This is a genomic window from Streptomyces sp. NPDC048142, assembly GCF_043202835.1.
Classification (GTDB): domain Bacteria; phylum Actinomycetota; class Actinomycetes; order Streptomycetales; family Streptomycetaceae; genus Streptomyces.
This window is the reverse complement of the sequence record NZ_JBIDBC010000051.1, coordinates 1-15,636: the sequence shown is the minus strand read 5'-3', so window position 1 is coordinate 15,636 and position 15,636 is coordinate 1. Positions and strand designations below refer to the sequence as shown.

At 72.2% G+C, this 15,636-nt stretch carries 10 protein-coding genes and 1 pseudogene; 8 read left to right on the top strand and 3 right to left on the bottom strand.

The window, feature by feature from the left end; all coding sequences use genetic code 11:
* Positions 1 to 91: 91 nt before the first annotated feature.
* The 6 genes and pseudogenes from mmuM (at position 92) to ACGF2Y_RS34870 (ending at position 9,560) form a co-directional block, all read left to right on the top strand.
* Positions 92 to 1,020: pseudogene (mmuM, locus tag ACGF2Y_RS34895) on the top strand (homocysteine S-methyltransferase).
* Between the two features lie 119 nt (positions 1,021 to 1,139).
* The gene (locus ACGF2Y_RS34890) at positions 1,140 to 2,636 is read left to right on the top strand and encodes a 3' terminal RNA ribose 2'-O-methyltransferase Hen1 (protein WP_392955717.1); all 1,497 of its coding nucleotides are present in this window, start codon (positions 1,140 to 1,142) and stop codon (positions 2,634 to 2,636) included.
* Positions 2,633 to 5,320 carry a polynucleotide kinase-phosphatase gene (locus ACGF2Y_RS34885; RefSeq protein ID WP_392955715.1) on the top strand — a complete coding sequence of 896 codons (2,688 nt, stop codon included), beginning with the start codon at positions 2,633 to 2,635 and terminating at the stop codon, positions 5,318 to 5,320. Before ACGF2Y_RS34890 ends, ACGF2Y_RS34885 begins: the two co-directional genes overlap by 4 nt.
* 141 nt (positions 5,321 to 5,461) lie before the next feature.
* On the top strand, positions 5,462 to 6,697 hold the full coding sequence (locus ACGF2Y_RS34880) for an arginine deiminase (protein WP_392955713.1): 1,236 nt from the start codon (positions 5,462 to 5,464) through the stop codon (positions 6,695 to 6,697).
* A 162-nt stretch (positions 6,698 to 6,859) separates the two neighbouring features.
* Positions 6,860 to 7,864, top strand: a complete 1,005-nt coding sequence (gene argF, locus ACGF2Y_RS34875; RefSeq protein WP_392955711.1) for an ornithine carbamoyltransferase — start codon at positions 6,860 to 6,862, stop codon at positions 7,862 to 7,864.
* A gap of 208 nt (positions 7,865 to 8,072) precedes the next feature.
* Positions 8,073 to 9,560 carry an amino acid permease gene (locus ACGF2Y_RS34870; RefSeq protein WP_392955709.1) on the top strand — a complete coding sequence of 496 codons (1,488 nt, stop codon included), beginning with the start codon at positions 8,073 to 8,075 and terminating at the stop codon, positions 9,558 to 9,560.
* Here ACGF2Y_RS34870 and ACGF2Y_RS34865 read toward each other — a convergent pair.
* Entirely contained in the window at positions 9,511 to 9,960 is a 450-nt protein-coding gene (locus ACGF2Y_RS34865) for an ATP-binding protein (RefSeq protein WP_392955707.1), read from the bottom strand. The two genes, ACGF2Y_RS34870 and ACGF2Y_RS34865, sit on opposite strands and share 50 nt — an antisense overlap.
* 282 nt (positions 9,961 to 10,242) lie before the next feature.
* On the opposite strand from ACGF2Y_RS34865, the gene ACGF2Y_RS34860 reads away from it, so the two are divergent.
* Both ACGF2Y_RS34860 and ACGF2Y_RS34855 read left to right on the top strand, forming a co-directional pair.
* Positions 10,243 to 11,070, top strand: a complete 828-nt coding sequence (locus ACGF2Y_RS34860; protein WP_392955706.1) for an enoyl-CoA hydratase family protein — start codon at positions 10,243 to 10,245, stop codon at positions 11,068 to 11,070.
* Between the two features lie 68 nt (positions 11,071 to 11,138).
* A complete protein-coding gene (locus tag ACGF2Y_RS34855) occupies positions 11,139 to 13,409 on the top strand; it encodes a bifunctional salicylyl-CoA 5-hydroxylase/oxidoreductase (RefSeq protein ID WP_392955740.1) in 2,271 nt (756 codons plus the stop codon).
* Between the two features lie 251 nt (positions 13,410 to 13,660).
* Here the strand turns inward: ACGF2Y_RS34855 and ACGF2Y_RS34850 are convergent, their stop codons facing one another.
* Complete coding sequence (locus ACGF2Y_RS34850) at positions 13,661 to 14,491, bottom strand: GNAT family N-acetyltransferase (protein ID WP_392955704.1); 831 nt, start codon at positions 14,489 to 14,491, stop codon at positions 13,661 to 13,663.
* Positions 14,492 to 14,549: 58 nt separating this feature from the next.
* Positions 14,550 to 15,371 carry a PaaX family transcriptional regulator C-terminal domain-containing protein gene (locus ACGF2Y_RS34845; protein WP_392955702.1) on the bottom strand — a complete coding sequence of 274 codons (822 nt, stop codon included), beginning with the start codon at positions 15,369 to 15,371 and terminating at the stop codon, positions 14,550 to 14,552.
* Positions 15,372 to 15,636 lie beyond the last annotated feature (265 nt).

Here is a 15,636-nt window from a genome sequence, read left to right as displayed (position 1 = left end):
CTGACCTGGGCTCGGCTTGGCTTGGCTTGGCTTGGGCTCGGTTCGACCGGGCCTGGCCTTCACGGGCCGGGCGAACGAGGAGGAGACGGTTGTGAGCACCAGCACCAGTAACGGCAGCACGCTCGCCGAGGCACTGGACACCGGGCCCGTCCTGCTGGACGGCGGGCTCTCCAACCAACTGGAGGCACAGGGCTGCGACCTGTCCGACGCGCTCTGGTCGGCCCGGCTGCTGGCCGACGCGCCGGAACAGATCGAGGCCGCTCACCTCGCCTATCTCAGGGCGGGGGCGCAGGTGCTCATCACGGCCAGCTATCAGGCCACCTTCGAAGGGTTCGGGCGGTACGGGATCGACCGGACCGGAGCCGGAGCCCTGCTCGCCCGCAGCGTGGGGCTGGCCCGGGGCGCCGCCGACGCGGCGCGCCGGGCAGACCCCGGGCGCCGGACCTGGGTCGCCGCATCGGTCGGACCGTACGGGGCGATGCTCGCGGACGGCAGCGAGTACCGGGGCGCTACGGGCTGAGCGTCCGGGAGCTGGAGCGCTTCCATCGCCCCCGGGTGGCGGCGCTGGCCGCTGCCGGGCCCGATGCCCTGGCGCTGGAGACAGTGCCGGACCTGGACGAGGCCGAGGCTCTGGTCCGGGTGGCCGAGGAGACCGGACTGCCGTACTGGCTCTCGTACAGTGTGGCCGGCGGCCGGACCCGGGCAAGCCAGCCGCTGGAGGAGGCGTTCGCGGTGGCGGCGGGGCGGGACTCCGTCCTCGCGGTCGGGGTCAACTGCTGCGACCCGGAGGAGGCCCAGGGGGCCGTGGAGCAGGCGGTGGCGGCCACGGGCAGGCCCGCCGTGGTCTACCCGAACAGCGGGGAGGGCTGGGACGCCGGAGCGCGGGGCTGGACCGGGCGCAGCACCTTCGACGCGGGGCGGGTGCGGGCCTGGACCCGGTCCGGGGCCCGGCTCGTCGGAGGCTGCTGCCGGGTGGGGCCGGACCTCATCACGGAACTGGCCGGGCGGCTGGGCCGATAGGGGAAAGAGGGACTGGCCCGAAAGGGGAGGAGGAGAGGAGAGGGGAGGGAGGGGCGAGGCAGAGGCAAGCGAGAGAAAATACCTGGTGGGGGCAGGAGGTGAGGATCATACTCGGACAGGTGTTCCTGACAATCGGTACAACCGGCACCTCTGAACGTCCCGCCACGGACCTGGGCTTCCTGCTGCACAAGCATCCCGACAAGGCGCAGGCGTTCTCCACCTCGCACGGCACCGCGCACGTCTTCTACCCCGAGGCGTCCGCCGAGCGCTGCACGGCCGCACTCCTGCTGGAGGTGGATCCGGTGGCGCTGGTGCGGCGCGGCAAGGGCAAGGGTCGCGGAGGCGCGCCCGACGCGGCGCTCGCGCAGTACGTCAACGACCGCCCCTACGCGGCGTCCTCGCTGTTGTCGGTGGCCCTTGCCGCTGTGTTCAAGTCCGCGCTCGGCGGGGTCTGCCGGGCCATGCCCGAGCGGGCCGGGAGCCCGCTGCCGCTGCGGATCGAGGTGCCCGCCCTGCCCGCCCGGGGCGGTGCCGAGCTGGTGCACAAGCTGTTCGCGCCGCTCGGCTGGACGCGGGTCGAGGCCACCGCCGTACCGCTGGACGAGGAGTTCCCCGCGTGGGGCGACTCGCGCTACGTACGTCTGGTGCTGGAGGGCGAGTTGAGGCTCGCCGACGCGCTGCGGCAGCTCTACATCCTGCTCCCGGTCCTCGACGACGCCAAGCACTACTGGGTCGCGCCCGACGAGGTGGACAAGCTGCTGCGGGCCGGGGAGGGCTGGCTGGCAGACCACCCCGAGCGGCCGCTGATCACCCGGCGCTATCTGTCCCACCGCTGGGGTCTCACCCGCCAGGCCGACCAGGCCCTGGAGCTGGTACGGCTCGCCGAGTCGGACGACCTCGACGTGGAATGCGTCGACAACGCGGTGGACGAGAGCACCGACACCGAGGAGAAGCCGGTCCCGCTCGCCGGACAGCGGCGCACCGCGATCCTCGACGCGCTGCGCTCCGCCGGGGCGAGCCGGGTGCTCGACCTCGGCTGCGGTCAGGGTCAGTTGGTGCAGGCGCTTCTCAAGGACGTGCGCTTCACCGAGATCGTGGGCGTCGACGTCTCGATGCGCGCCCTCACCATCGCCTCGCGGCGGCTGAAGCTGGACCGGATGGGAGAGCGCCAGGCGGACCGGGTCACCCTGCGGCAGGGTTCGCTGACCTACACGGACAAGCGGCTGACGGGGTATGACGCCGCCGTGCTCAGCGAGGTCGTCGAGCACCTGGATCTGCCCCGGCTGCCCGCCCTGGAGTACGCGGTGTTCGGCGCGGCGCGACCGGGGACGGTGCTCGTGACCACACCGAACGTCGAGTGCAACGTGCGCTGGGAGACCCTCCCGGCCGGACACGTCCGGCACCGGGACCACCGTTTCGAGTGGACCCGGGCCGAGTTCCGGGACTGGGCCGGGCAGGTCGCCGAACGGCACGGATACACCGTCCGGTATGTGCCGGTCGGGCCGGACGATCCCGAGGTGGGACCGCCGACGCAGATGGCCGTGTTCACCCGGACCACGGAAGCCACCGGGAGAACCGGGAACACCGAGAAGGCGAAGGAGGCGGAAGCTGCATGAACAACGAGAGCAACAACGACGACGACAACGGCTACAACGACAACGGCTACAACAACGACAACGGCCACAGCGACACCGGCGCAGAATCCGCCACCGCCACCGCCACCGCCACCGCCACCGCCACCGCCACCGCCGCCACGGTCGGTACCGCTGTGCGTACCTTGCCGGTGACCGACCTTTCCCTCGTCGTCCTCATCGGCGCCAGCGGATCGGGCAAGTCCACCTTCGCGCGCAAGCACTTCAAGCCGACCGAGGTCCTCTCCTCGGACTTCTGCCGGGGTCTGGTCGCCGACGACGAGAACGACCAGAGCGTCAGCCGCGATGCCTTCGACGTGCTGCACTACATCGCCGGCAAGCGCCTGGAGGCCGGGCGGCTCACCGTCATCGACGCCACCAGCGTCCAGTCCGAGAGCCGCAAGCAGCTCGTGCAGCTGGCCCGGAAGTACGACGTCCTGCCCATCGCCATCGTCCTCGACCTCCCCGAGGAGGTCTGCGCCGCCCGCAACGCGGCCCGCCCGGACCGCGCTTCCATGCCGCGCCATGTCATCCAGCGGCACCGCCGCGAGCTGCGGCGTTCCCTGCGCGGTCTGGAGCGCGAGGGCTTCCGCAAGGTGCACGTCCTGCGTACCGAGGAGGAGGCGGAGAGCGCCGAAGTGGTCCTGGAGCGCCGCTACAACGACCTGCGCCATCTCACCGGTCCGTTCGACATCATCGGGGACATCCACGGCTGCCGCTCCGAGCTGGACACCCTGCTCGGCAAGCTCGGTTACGTGAACGGCGCTCATCCCGAAGGGCGTACGGCCGTGTTCGTCGGCGACCTCGTAGACCGGGGGCCCGACAGCCCCGGCGTGCTGCGCCGCGTGATGTCCATGGTGTCGGCGGGCAACGCCCTGTGCGTCCCCGGCAACCACGAGAACAAGCTCGGACGCTATCTCGCGGGCCGCAAGGTCCAGCTCACCCACGGGCTGGCCGAGACCGTCGAGCAGCTGGAGCGCGAGGACGCCGAGCACCCCGAGTTCCGTGGGCAGGTGCGGGAGTTCATCGACTCACTGGTCAGCCACTACGTCCTGGACGACGGCAAGCTGGTGGTCTGTCACGCCGGGCTGCCCGAGAAGTACCACGGCCGCACCTCCGGACGGGTCCGCTCGCACGCGCTGTACGGGGACACGACGGGGGAGACCGACGAGTTCGGCCTGCCTGTGCGCTACCCGTGGGCCGAGGAGTACCGGGGCCGTGCCACCGTGGTCTACGGCCACACCCCGGTGCCCAGCACCTCCTGGATCAACAACACCATCTGCCTGGACACCGGGGCCGTCTTCGGCGGGAAGATGACCGCGCTGCGCTGGCCGGAGCGGGAACTCGTCGACGTACCCGCCGAGAAGGTCTGGTACGAGCCCGTCAAGCCGCTGGTCACCGAGGCGCCCGGGGGCCGGGAGGGCCGGCCGCTGGACCTCGCCGACGTCCAGGGCCGCCGGGTCGTGGAGACCCGGCACCTGGGACGCGTCGCCGTGCGCGAGGAGAACGCCGCCGCCGCGCTGGAGGTCATGAGCCGGTTCGCCGTCGATCCGCAGCTCCTCGCCTACCTCCCGCCCACGATGGCTCCCACCGCTACCTCCCGCGAGGACGGCTTCCTGGAGCACCCGGCCGAAGCCTTCGCGCAGTACGCGGCCGACGGCGTCGAGCGGGTCGTGTGCGAGGAGAAGCACATGGGGTCGCGGGCCGTCGCCCTGGTCTGCAAGGACGCGGAGGCCGCGACCGCGCGGTTCGGCACGGCGGGCCCCACCGGCGCGCTGTACACCCGTACCGGCCGGCCGTTCCTGGACGACACGGCCATGACCGAAGCGGTCCTGGCCCGGCTCCGTACCGCCCTCACCACCGCAGGGCTCTGGGAGGAGTGGGGTACCGACTGGGTGCTCCTGGACGCCGAACTGATGCCGTGGTCGCTCAAGGCCGGCGGGCTGCTGCGCTCGCAGTACGCCGCCGTCGGAGCGGCCTCCGGCGCGGTCTTCCCGCCTGCCGTCGCCGCCCTGGAACAGGCGGTCGCCCGGGGCATCGAGGTGGCGGACCTCGCCGGGCTCCAGCGTGCCCGCGCCCAGGACGCGGCCGCGTTCACCGAGGCGTACCGGCGCTACTGCTGGTCCACCGAGGCGCTGGACGGGGTGCGCCTGGCGCCGTTCCAGATCCTCGCCGTCCAGGGCCGCTCCCTGGCCGCCGTCCCGCACGACGAGCAGCTCGCCTGGCTGGACCGGCTCGTGGAGCACGACCCGACCGGGCTGCTCCAGGTCACCCGTCGGCTCGTCGTCGACACCGGGGACGAGGACTCGGTGCGCGCGGGCGTGGACTGGTGGCTGGAGATGACCGGGCGCGGCGGCGAGGGCATGGTCGTCAAGCCGCTCGGCGCCCTCGTCCGGGACGCCAAGGACCGGCTCGTCCAGCCCGGCATCAAGGTGCGCGGCCGGGAGTATCTCCGGATCATCTACGGCCCCGAGTACACCCGCCCGGAGAATCTGCAGCGGCTGCGCTCCCGGTTCCTCGGCCACAAGCGCTCGCTGGCGCTGCGGGAGTACGCGCTCGGCCTGGAGGCCCTGGACCGGCTGGCGGAGGGCGAGCCGCTGTGGCGGATCCACGAGGCGGTGTTCGCCGTCCTGGCCCTGGAGTCGGAGCCGGTGGACCCCCGGCTCTGATCCGGTGGGCTCCCGGGCTCTGGTCCGGTGGGCCCCCGGGCTCTGACCGTCGGGTCACCCGTCGCGGACACGTCTGCGGATCTGCGGAACCGGTGGGCGGTTCGCCGGGTGAACGGCGCTCCGCGCGGTGAGGATGAAGGCATGGGATTCCATGTCGACTCCGAAGCCGGGCGGCTGCGCCGCGTCATACTGCACCGCCCCGATCTGGAGCTGAAGCGGCTCACCCCCAGGAACAAGGACGCGCTCCTGTTCGACGACGTCCTGTGGGTGCGCCGCGCCCGTGAGGAGCACGACGGGTTCGCCGACGTCCTGCGCGACCGGGGAGTCGCCGTGCACCTCTTCGGCGATCTCCTGCGGGAGTCCCTCGACATCCCGGTGGGCCGGCGGCTCGTGCTGGACCGGGTCTTCGACGAGAAGGAGTACGGCCCGCTCGCCACCGAGCATCTGCGCGCCGCCTTCGAGGAGTTGTCCTCGGAGGAGCTGGCGGAGGCGCTGGTCGGCGGTATGACCAAGCGCGAGTTCCTGGAGCGGCACAGCGAACCGACCTCCGTCCGCTTCCATGTGATGGACCTGGACGACTTCCTGCTCGGCCCGCTGCCCAACCACCTCTTCACCCGGGACACCTCGGCCTGGATCTACGACGGAGTCTCCATCAACGCGATGCGCTGGCCCGCCCGGCAGCGCGAGACCGTCCACTTCGAGGCCATCTACCGGCACCATCCCCTCTTCACCGGCCCGGAGGCGGGCGTCTTCCACCACTGGTCGGAGGGGCAGGACGACTACCCCTCCACCATCGAGGGCGGTGACGTCCTGGTCATCGGTAAGGGCGCGGTCCTGATCGGGATGAGCGAGCGCACCACACCGCAGGCGGTGGAGATGCTGGCCCGGGGCCTCTTCGACGCCGGCTCGGCGCACACGATCGTGGCGCTCGACATGCCCAAGCACCGCGCGTTCATGCACCTGGACACGGTGATGACGATGATCGACGGCGACACCTTCACCCAGTACGCCGGTCTCGGCATGCTCCGCTCGTACACCATCGAGCCCGGCAGCGGCCCCCGCGAGCTGAAGGTCACCGACCATCCGCCCGAGCATATGCACCGCGCCATCGCCGCCGCCCTCGGCCTCGACTCCATCCGGGTGCTCACCGCCACCCAGGACGTGCACGCGGCCGAGCGCGAGCAGTGGGACGACGGCTGCAACGTGCTCGCGGTCGAGCCCGGCGTCGTCGTCGCGTACGAGCGCAACGCCACGACCAACACCTATCTGCGCAAGCAGGGCATCGAGGTCATCGAGATCCGGGGCAGCGAGCTGGGCCGGGGACGTGGCGGGCCGCGCTGTATGAGCTGCCCCGTGGACCGGGACCCCGTGGCGTGAGGGAGCGGGCCCTGTCACATCGGATAACGGGACCCGTCCCATGAGAGACGGCGGACCGCGAAATGAACCCATGGCCCCGCATAGAGATGCAATGGATCGTATAGACTTCCACACCTACCGCGCGCAGTGCGCCGATCCCCGTCCGATCCAGGAGCAGTCATCATGGCCACAGACCTCACCGGCCGCCACTTCCTCAAGGAGCTGGACTTCACCTCCGAGGAGTTTCTCGGCCTGGTCTCCCTGGCCGCCGAGCTCAAAGCGGCCAAGAAGGCCGGGGCCGAGGTCCAGCGGCTGCGCGGGAAGAACATCGCGCTGATCTTCGAGAAGACCTCGACCCGTACGCGCTGCGCGTTCGAGGTCGCCGCCGCCGACCAGGGCGCCGCCACCACCTACCTCGACCCCTCGGGCTCCCAGATGGGCCACAAGGAGTCCGTGAAGGACACCGCCCGGGTGCTCGGCCGGATGTTCGACGGGATCGAGTACCGGGGCGACAGCCAGCAGGCCGTCGAGGAGCTGGCCGCGTACGGCGGGGTGCCGGTGTTCAACGGGCTCACCGACGACTGGCACCCCACCCAGATGCTCGCCGACGTGCTCACCATGACCGAGCACCGCGAGGGGCCCGTCACGGAGAGCGCCTTCGCCTACCTCGGCGACGCCCGCTTCAACATGGGCAACTCCTACCTGATCACCGGCGCCCTGCTCGGCCTGGACGTCAGGATCGTCGCCCCCGAGGCGTACTGGCCGGACGCGGCCGTCGTGGCACGGGCCCGGGAGCTCGCCGAGGTCAGCGGCGCGACGGTCACGCTCACCGACGACGTCGCCCGGGGCGTCCGGGGCGCCGACTTCGTCGCCACCGATGTCTGGGTCTCGATGGGGGAGCCCAAGGAGGTGTGGGCCGAGCGCATCGCCACGCTCGCGCCGTACGCCGTGACGGCGGACGTCCTGCGGGCCACCGGCAATCCGGACGTGAAGTTCCTGCACTGCCTGCCCGCCTTCCACGACCTCGGCACCCAGGTGGGGCGGGACATCCACGCAACGTACGGGCTGGCCGAGCTGGAGGTCAGCGACGAGGTCTTCGAGTCCGCGCACTCGGTCGTCTTCGACCAGGCGGAGAACCGGATGCACACGATCAAGGCGGTGCTGGTGGCGACGCTGGCCGGGAAGTAGCCCCCGCCGGTACGCATACGGGCAGGGGTTCGCATGCTCATACACCCGATTGGGTGAACATGCGTCATGGTGGCTACGATGTCGCAGCTTGGTGGGGTTCGGGCTCGCGATGCCCGGACCCCCGCCCATGCCGCCCGGGGCCCCCACGGCCGCCGTGCGCGCAGGGAAGCGTCCCCCCACTGCGCCACCAGAGATGAGAACGTCCCGCATGAGCCCCGGTCTGCCGCGTTCCGGCACCCCGAAGCGCCCCGGCCCCTCGAAGCCGGGCCTGCGCCGCAAGAGCCCCGAACAGCTCATCGCCGAGTCCGGCGGCGACCTGGAGGGTCACGGCCTCAGGCGCACGATGGGCCTCTTCCAGCTCGTCTGCTTCGGGGTCGGCGCGATCGTCGGCACCGGCATCTTCGTCGGGCTCTCCGACAGCGTCGCCGAGGCCGGTCCCGCCGTCGTGATCTCGTTCGTCCTCGCGGCGATCACCTGCATCTTCACCGCCCTCTCCTTCGCGGAGCTGGGCAGCGCCATCCCGGTCTCCGGAAGCTCGTACTCCTTCGCGTACGCGGCCCTCGGCGAGCGCACCGCCTTCCTCGTCGGCTGGTGCCTGCTGCTGGAGTACGGCGTGTCGGTCTCCGCCGTCGCGGTGGGCTGGAGCCAGTACGTCAACGAGCTGCTGAACAGCGTGATCGGCTGGGAGCTCCCCGAGGCCCTGTCCTCCGGGCCCGGCGACGGCGGCGTGATCAACCTGCCCGCGGTCGTCGTGATCGCCATGGCCGCCGCGCTGCTGGTGCGCGGCGTCCGGGAGAGCGCCACCGCCACCGCCGCCATGGCCATTCTCAAGATCGGCATCCTGATCGCGTTCTGCGCCGTGGCGTTCAGCGCGTTCCAGGACGACAACCTCATGCCGTTCGCGACCCACGGGCTCGGCGGGATCACCGCGGGCGCCTCGCTGGCGTTCTTCTCGTACATCGGCTTCGACGCCATCACCACCGCCGGCGAAGAGGTCAAGAACCCGCGGCGGAACATTCCGATCGCCATCCTGATCTGCATCGGCGTCGTCACCCTGCTCTACTGCGCGGTGGCGCTCTCGGCCATCGGCGCGATCGGCTCGGACGACGTCGCGAACAAGAGCGCGGCCCTCTCGATCGCCGTCAACCAGGTCACCGGCTCCACCGTCGGCGGCGGCATCATCGCCTTCGGCGCGGTGGTCGCCATCGCCTCGGTGGTGCTCGCCGTGATGTACGGGCAGACCCGCATCCTGATGTCGATGTCCCGCGACGGGCTCATCCCGCGCGTCTTCGAGCGGGTCTCGCCCAAGACCCACACCCCGGTCGCCAACACCTGGATCGTGGCCTGCGTCTTCGCGGTCCCGGCCGCCTTCGTCCCGCTCGACGTCGTCGTGAACCTGACGACCATCGGCACGCTCGCCACGATGGTCGCCGTCAACGTCGCGGTGATGGTGCTCCGTCGCCGCAACCCCGAGCTGAAGCGGACCTTCCGGGTGCCGCTCTACCCGGTCAGCCCGCTGCTGGGCGTCGTGTTCTGCCTGTATCTGATGTACGGGACCGGCTGGACGACCTGGGTCCAGTTCGCGGTCTTCCTGGCCGCCGGATCGCTGCTGTACACCGTGTACGGCCGCAAGCGCTCCCGGCTGGTCAGCTCCCCGGCGAAGGACCCGGCTGCGCAGGTATCGCCGGAAGCGTGAACCACACGGCCTTGCCGTGCTCCGTGGTGCGGTGACCGCACGCGGAGCTGAGGGTCCGGATCAGGAGCAGACCGCGGCCGTGCTCCTGCCAGGGATCGACCTCACAGCCCGGCTGCGGCCGGGACAGGTCGCCCGGCGGGGCCGGGTCGCGGTCGTGCACCTCGACCTGGCAGCCGGTGGGCAGCAGTTCCACGATCAGCTCGATGGGCTCGCCGCCCATCGTGTGCTCGACCGCGTTGGCCACCAGCTCGGCGGTCAGCAGCTCGGCGGTGTCGCTGTCGGCCGGGGCGTCGATGTCCGACAGTGCCGTACGGATGAGAGCGCGGGCGATCGGCACGGCCGCGGTGGAGTGCGGCAGGGCGATGCGCCAGGAAGCGGGGACGGGGACGTCGGGCGGCACGGCAGGGTTCCGTTCGGGAGCGGGTCTTCCTCGAAGCGGGAGGTCTCGACTTCTGGGGTTCACGTCGTACTCGTGTCGAGGCTTCCTGGTTTCCACCTTACGAACCGCTCCGGTCCAGCCATAGAGGCGGTCGGCCGGAGCAAAGGGGACTTTCGCCACAACAGTCTCACGGATGCTGTATTGCGACCTCGTGACGGCAGTCACGTAAGGGTGATAACTTCGGAGGCGGAACGCGACCCGCGCACGGCCGGCAGCAGCCCGATCGCTGAAGGGGACCCCTCCATGAGCCCGTTTCCCAGCTCGGCCCCGACCACCGAGGAATGGCGTCATCTGCGGCTGACCCGCCATGACGGTGTGGCCACCGTCACATTCGCCCGCCCCGAGAAACTCAACGCGCTCACCTTCGGCGCCTACGCGGATCTGCGCGACCTCCTCGCCGAGCTCTCCCGGGAACGTTCCGTCCGCGCCCTCGTCCTCGCCGGAGAGGGGCGCGGCTTCTGCTCCGGCGGCGACGTCGACGAGATCATCGGCGCCACCCTGGCCATGGACACCGCGCAGCTCCTCGACTTCAACCGGATGACCGGACAGGTCGTCCGGGCCCTGCGCGAGTGCCCCTTCCCCGTCGTCGCCGCCATCCACGGCGTCGCCGCCGGAGCCGGAGCCGTGCTGGCCCTGGCGGCGGACTTCCGGATCGCCGACCCGTCGGCCCGCTTCGCCTTCCTCTTCACCCGGGTCGGCCTCTCCGGCGGCGACATGGGCGCGGCCTATCTGCTGCCCCGGGTCGTCGGCCTCGGCCACGCCACCCGGCTCCTGATGCTCGGGGACGCCGTCCGCGCCCCGGAGGCGGAGCGGATCGGCCTGATCAGCGAGCTGGCCGAGGAGGGGAGGGCGGACGAGCGCGCCGTCGAGCTGGCCCGCCGCCTCGCCGACGGCCCCGCCCTCGCCCTCGCCCAGACCAAGGCCCTGCTCACCGCGGAACTGGACATGCCGCTGGCCGCCTCCGTCGAGCTGGACGCCAACACCCAGGCCCTCCTGATGCACGGCGAGGACTACGCCGAATTCCACGCCGCCTTCACCGAGAAGCGGCCGCCGAAGTGGCAGGGGAGGTAGCCGTGCCGGTCCCCGAAGCCGTCCGGCGTCCGGATGCGGCGGCCGCCCCCCGCCGGGGCCCCTCGGCCGTGCGGCGGATCGCGGTCATCGGCGGCGGCCCCGGCGGGCTCTACGCCGCGGCCCTCCTCAAACGTCTCGACCCGGACCGCGAGGTCACCGTCTTCGAGCGCAACGCCCCCGACGACACCTTCGGCTTCGGCGTCGTCCTCTCCGACGAGACCCTCGGCGGCATCGAGCACGCCGACCCCGAGGTGTACCGGGCGCTGAGCGGAGAATTCGTTCGCTGGGACACGATCGACATCGTCCACCGAGGGCGGACCCACACCTCCGGCGGCCACGGCTTCGCCGCCCTCGGCCGCCGCAGGCTCCTGGAGATCCTGCACGAGCGCTGCGCCGGCCTCGGCGTCGACCTGCGCTTCCGCACCGTGGCCCCGCCCGCCGCCGAACTCGCCGCCCAGCACGACCTGGTCATCGCCGCCGACGGGGTGCACAGCGCCACCCGCGCCGCGCACCCCGAAGCCTTCGGTCCGTCCCTCACCGAACACCGCAACCGCTACATCTGGCTCGCCGCCGACTTCGCGCTCGACGCCTTCCGCTTCGAGATCGCCGAAACCCCGTACGGCGTCATGCAGTTGCACGGCTACCCGTACGCGGCGGACGCCTCCACCGTCATCGTCGAGATGCGCGAGGAGGTCTGGCGCGCCGCCGGGCTCGACACCTGTGACGCGGCCGAATCCACCACCCGCTGCGCCAAGTTCTTCACCGAAGCCCTGGACGGCCGCCCCCTGCGCGGCAACAGGTCCTCCTGGCTCGCCTTCCGTACGGTCACCAACTCCCGCTGGTCCCACGAGAACACGGTGCTCATCGGGGACGCCGCCCACACCGCCCACTTCTCCATCGGATCTGGCACCAAGCTCGCCGTCGAGGACGCCCTGGCGCTGGCCGCCTGCGTCGAGGAGCAGCCGGACCTGCCCGCCGCGCTGACCGCGTACGAGGCCGAGCGCCGCCCGGTCGTCGCCTCCACCCAGCGCGCGGCAGCCGCCAGCCTGCGCTGGTTCGAGGAGCTGGCCACCTACGTGGACCAGCCGCCCCGGCGCTTTGCGTTCAACCTGCTCACCCGCAGCCGCCGGGTCACCCACGACAACCTCCGGCTGCGCGACGCCTCGTTCACCGCCGCCGTCGAGGAGGAGTTCGGCTGCCCGCCGGGAACCCCGCCGATGTTCACCCCGCTGCGACTGCGCGGCCTCGAACTGCGCAATCGCGTCGTCGTCTCACCCATGGACATGTACTCCGCCACCGACGGGCTCCCCGCCGACTTCCACCTCGTCCACCTCGGGGCCCGTGCGCTCGGCGGCGCCGGGCTCATCATGACCGAGATGGTCTGCGTCAGCCCCGAGGGCCGTATCACCCCCGGCTGCACCGGCCTGTGGAACGGCGAACAGGCCGCCGCCTGGCGGCGGATCACCGACTTCGTCCACACCTGCGCCCCCGGCGCCGCCATCGGCGTGCAGCTCGGCCACTCCGGCCGCAAGGGCTCCACGAAACTGATGTGGGAGGGCATCGACCAGCCCCTGGAGCGCGGCAACTGGCCACTGACGGCCGCCTCCCCGCTCCCGTACGTTCCCGGCGTCAACCAGGTCCCGGCAGAACTGGACCGGGCCGGACTGGACGCCGTACGCGAGCAGTTCGTGGAGGCGGCCCGGCGCGCCGCCGGCAGTGGTTTCGACCTCCTCGAACTCCACTGCGCCCACGGATACCTGTTCTCCGGCTTCCTCTCCCCGCTCACCAACCGCCGCACCGACGCCTACGGCGGATCACTGGCCGGGCGACTCCGCTTCCCCCTCGAAGTCCTCGACGCCGTACGCGAAGTCTGGCCGCAGGAACGGCCGATGACCGTGCGGATCTCCGCCACCGACTGGGCCGAGGGCGGCACCGACGCCGAGGACGCCGTCACGATCGCCCGCGCCTTCGCCGGACACGGGGCCGACGCCATCGACGTCTCCACCGGCCAGGTCGTGCCCGAGGAGCGCCCCGAATACGGCCGCTCCTACCAGACCCCGTACGCCGACCGGATCCGCAACTCCGTGGACGTCCCCGTGATCGCGGTCGGCGCGATCTCCTCCTGGGACGACGTCAACTCCCTGCTCCTGGCGGGCCGCGCCGACCTCTGCGCCCTGGCCCGCCCCCATCTGTACGACCCGCACTGGACCCTGCACGCGGCGGCCGAACAGGGCTACACCGGACCCGGCGCGCCCTGGCCGCTCCCGTACGGCGCGGGCAGCCGCCCCCCGCCCACGGGCCGCACGGACGCCCCGAAACCCCGGCTCACTCTGGGGTGAGGCAGCCGTGGCAGCGGCACGCCGCCCCGGCGCTCCGCGCGGTACCGCGCCGCCGGGCCCCGCCCGATGCCGGCCGGCTGCTCGTGCCCCGCGCCCGGGTGGGCGCCGGTGACGTGTACCTTCGCCCCGCCCCGGTACGCGGTGGTCCCCGGCCGCAGCTCCTGCCCGCCGTCCCCGTACCGCCGCCATCGCACGGCGTTCGCGGCGACGAGCCGGAGGGCAGCGGGGCGGCGTGAGCCCCGCCGTCCCGCTCACGCGCGCCTCCTCAGCACCAGCCGGTCCGCCACCGGCTCGTAACCGATGCGCCGGTACACGCCGTTGCTCATCGGGTTGGCGAGGTCGGCGAACAGCAGGACCTCCGCCGCCCCCGCCTCCAGAGCGGCGCGGGAGGCCTCGGCCGTCACGGCGGCCGCGTACCTCCGGCCGCGAAGCTCCGGCGGGGTGTACACCAGCGTCACCCGCACCGTGCCCGCCGACATCCGGGAGCGTCCCGCCAGGGCCACCGGCGCCCCGCCGCTCTCCCAGAGGGTGAGCGACCCACGCTCCGTGCCCTCGTCCACCAGCCAGAGGGCGGACGACCTGGCCTGCCCGGTCGCATCCGCGAACCCCTGCACCCACTCCACCAGCAGGGCCCGGTCCCCGCGCGTCGCCCTCCTGGCCCGGCCCTCCGGCGCGGGGGAGGGCGGCCGCAGCGAGCCCAGCCGGTACAACCGCTGCTCCTGCTCGGTGCGGTAGCCCGGCAGCCGGGCGGCCAGCAGCGCGGCGGTGTCCCGGTCCGCGTTGACGGCGTCCAGCTCCGGGCCCGCGCCAAGGGCGTCGGCCAGCGGCCCCACCGCCTCCGGCGGCACGGCGCTCAGCAGCGCCGGACGGGGCGGTGTGCGCACCAGGATTCCCGCCACCGCTCCGTGTGCCCCGCGCCACCAGCCGAGCACCGGATCACCCCCGCCGTAGTGACGCGGGCCCGCACGCCTCAGCCGCTCGGTGACCGTCAGCGCCACCGTGTGCTCGACGGGCCGCGCGGCGAGCGACGCACCGGCCGCGGCCAGGAACGTGCCGGTGTCGTTCGTGAAGGTCCAGGTCATGCCTCATCGTGCCCGCGGGCCGGGGCCCGGAGCACCCGGATTTCACCCCCGGCGGGGGTCACGGCCGTACGAACCGCTCCCCGGCGTCCCGCAGCCGCTCGTGCAGCCGGTCGAACACCTCCGCCGACCGGCCGCCCGGCCAGTCCCCGGGCAGCAGTTCCGGCGGCAGGCCCGGGTCCGCGTACGGGAGCTGCCGCCACGAGTCCAGCGCCAGCAGATAGTCCCGGTAGGCGGTCTGCGGGCGGAGTTCGCCCTCGGTGTCCCCGGATGCCTCCCAGTCCCGCAGCACCGGCTCGTGCAGCTCCAGGAAGTCGTGGTGCAGGCGCGCCACCGCCGCCAGGTCCCACCACCGGGCCACCGCCTCGCGGGTGGCGGCGAAGCCGAGATGCTCGCCACGGAACAGGTCGACGTACGGGGTGAGTTCGAGCCGCTCCAGGGTGTGCCGGGTCTCCTCGTACAGCCCGGCCGGGGCGATCCACACCCCGGGTGCGGCCGTGCCGAAACCGAGGCGGGCCAGCCGGGAGCGCAGCAGGTGGCGCTTGCTGCGCTCCGCCTCGGGCACCGAGAACACCGCGAGCACCCAGCCGTCGGCGAGCCGCGGTGCGGGGTGCCGGTAGATCCGCCGGTCCCCGTCGTCCAGCAGCTGCCGGGCGTCCGGCGACAGCGCGTAGCCCGCCGAGCCGTCCGCCGCACGGGCCGCCACCAGCAGTCCGCGCCGCTTCAGCCGCGAGACGCAGGAACGCGACGACGGGGCGTCGACGCCCACGGCGTGCAGCAGGCGGATCAGCTCCGACACCGCGAACGGGGCGCCGTCCGGCGGACGCCCGTAGGCGCCGTAGAGCGTGATGATCAGGGAGCGGGGGGTGTGCAACTCGGCCACGTGATCACTCTAGGGCCTGTCGTTTGGATCAGGCCGGGTCAGGGAGCGGGGTCCGGTGCGTGCAGCTGCAAGGCGGAGGATTGAGGCAACGCGGAGCGTTGGTGATTGACGACAACGCCGCAGATGCGCGTGCTGGGCCCCGCGAGCCCGGCATGATCCAAACGACAGGCCCTAGGGCGTGTATCGGAAGTGGATCTTGAGGTGGGATGATCTTGTGTTGTGGCACGTGGAGATCTGACGGATACGCAGTGGGCTCGCCTGAAGC